The organism is Microbacterium sp. (assembly GCF_041641055.1).
In the GTDB taxonomy this organism is placed as follows: Bacteria; Actinomycetota; Actinomycetes; order Actinomycetales; family Microbacteriaceae; genus Microbacterium.
On sequence record NZ_JBEPZB010000031.1, the window covers coordinates 31,714 to 34,300 of the forward strand.

The 2,587-nt window shown below is 68.9% G+C and carries 1 protein-coding gene; it reads left to right on the forward strand.

Annotated elements, in window-relative coordinates; all coding sequences use genetic code 11:
* Positions 1-19: 19 nt before the first annotated feature.
* A partial coding sequence (gene infB / locus ACESK8_RS15355) for a translation initiation factor IF-2 (RefSeq protein ID WP_372969403.1) occupies positions 20-2,587 on the forward strand: 2,568 nt, incomplete at its 3' end.

Genomic DNA, 2,587 nt, shown 5'->3' on the forward strand with positions numbered 1-2,587 from the left:
GACCCCAGACAGGAGAATTGTGGCTGGTAAACCACGCGTACACGAGATCGCCGCCGAACTCGGCGTCGACAGCAAGATCGCACTTGCAAAGCTCAAGGAACTCGGAGAGTTCGTCAAGAGCCCCTCGTCGACCATCGAACCTCCGGTGGCGCGAAAGCTTCGCGCTGCCATCGAATCGGATGCCTCGCTGAAGGCCTCAGCAGACGCTGCACCCGCAGCGGCGAAGCCCGGTGCCAAGTCCGGCGCGGCAAAGCCGAGCGCTGCCAAGCCTGGTGCTGCCAAGCCCGGTGCTGCTGCACCGAATGCTGCTGCGCCCGGTGCCTCCGGCGCTCCGACCCCCGGTCCGAAGCCGGGCCCGAAGCCTGCACCGGCACCGGAAGCACCTGCTGCCCCGGCCGCCGAGGCTCCGGCCGAGCCCGCCGCTCCCGCAGCGGCGACGCCCGGACCCGCTGCGCCGAAGCCGGCTGACGGCGGAGCGCCCAAGCCCGGAGCCCCGCGCCCCGGCAACAACCCGTTCTCGTCGGCGCAGGGCATGGGCCAGCGTCCGACCGGTCCCCGGCCCGGCAACAACCCCTTCGCCTCGGCGCAGGGCATGGGCCAGCGTCCGACTCCCGGCAACATCCCGCGTCCGCAGGCTCCGCGTCCCGGTGCCCCGCGTCCGGGTGCGCCTCGTCCCGGTTCCCCCCGTCCCGGCGCCCCGCGCGGCGGTCAGGGTGGTCGTCCCGGCGGCGCACCGTTCCAGCAGCGTCCGGGTGGCCCCGGTCGTCCCGGCGGTGCCGGTGGACCCGGTGGCGGCCCCGGTGCTCGTCCCGGTGGTGGCTTCGCAGGTCGTCCCGGCGGCGGCGGAGGCCGCGGTCGTGGTCCCGGTGGAGGTACCGCAGGTGCCTTCGGCAAGGGCGGCGGCAAGAGCAAGCAGCGCAAGTCGCGGCGGGCGAAGCGGCAGGAATTCGAGATGCGGAGCGCTCCGGTCGTCGGTGGCGTCAACGTCACCCGCGGCAACGGGGAGATCATCCGCATGCGCCGCGGCGCGTCGATCGCGGACTTCGCGGACAAGATCGAGACGCTGACGGGCTACACGGTGCAGCCGGGAACCCTCGTCACGATCCTCTTCAACCTCGGCGAGATGGCCACGGCCACCGAGTCGCTGGACGAGGCGACGTTCGAGGTCCTGGGTGCCGAGCTCGGCTACAAGATCCAGATGGTCTCGCCCGAGGACGAGGACAAGGAGCTCCTCGAGGGCTTCGGTCTCAACCTCGAGCAGGAGCTGGAGGAGGAGAGCGAGGATGACCTCGAGATCCGTCCCCCGGTCGTCACCGTCATGGGTCACGTCGACCACGGTAAGACCCGACTCCTCGACGCGATCCGTCAGACCAACGTCATCGAGGGTGAGGCCGGAGGCATCACCCAGCACATCGGTGCGTACCAGGTCTGGACCGAGCACGAGGGCATCGAGCGCGCCATCACCTTCATCGACACCCCGGGTCACGAGGCGTTCACCGCCATGCGTGCTCGTGGAGCGCAGGTCACCGACCTCGCGATCCTCGTGGTCGCAGCCGACGACGGCATCATGCCGCAGACGGTCGAGGCGCTGAACCACGCCCAGGCGGCCAACGTGCCGATCGTGGTCGCGGTGAACAAGGTCGACAAGCCCGAGGCCAACCCGGCCAAGGTCCGTCAGCAGCTCACCGAGTACGGTCTGGTCGCCGAGGAGTACGGCGGAGACGTCATGTTCGTCGACGTGTCGGCGCGTGCCAACACCGGCATCCAGGAACTCCTGGACGCGGTGCTGCTCACCGCAGACGCCGGCCTCGACCTCACCGCCAACCCGAACAAGGCCGCTCGCGGTGTCGCCATCGAGGCGAAGCTCGACAAGGGTCGCGGTTCGGTCGCCACGGTGCTGATCCAGTCCGGAACGCTCCGCATCGGTGACGCGATCGTCGCCGGCACGGCATACGGCCGTGTGCGTGCGATGGCAGACGAGAACGGCGAGCAGGTCCTCGAGGCCTACCCGTCGCGTCCGGTGCAGGTGCAGGGCCTCAACTCCGTGCCGCGTGCCGGCGACGTCTTCATCGTCACCGAGGAAGACCGCATGGCCCGCCAGATCGCCGAGAAGCGTGAAGCGGTCGAGCGCAACGCCCAGCTGGCCAAGGCCCGCAAGCGCATCTCGCTCGAGGACTTCACCCGTGCTCTCGAAGAGGGCAAGGTCGAGTCGCTCAACCTCATCATCAAGGGTGACGTCTCCGGTGCCGTCGAGGCACTCGAGGAGTCGCTGCTCAAGATCGAGGTCGACGACTCGGTGCAGCTGCGCATCATCCACCGCGGTGTGGGTGCGATCACCGAGTCGGACGTCAACCTCGCGACGATCGACAACGCGATCATCGTGGGCTTCAACGTCCGTCCCGACACGAAGGCGCGCGAGCGCGCTCAGCGTGAAGGCGTGGACATCCGGTTCTACTCCGTCATCTACAACGCGATCGACGAGATCGAGAGCTCGCTCAAGGGCATGCTCAAGCCGGAGTACGAAGAGGTCCAGTCGGGTGTCGCCGAGATCCGCGAGGTGTTCCGCTCCTCGAAGTTCGGCAACATC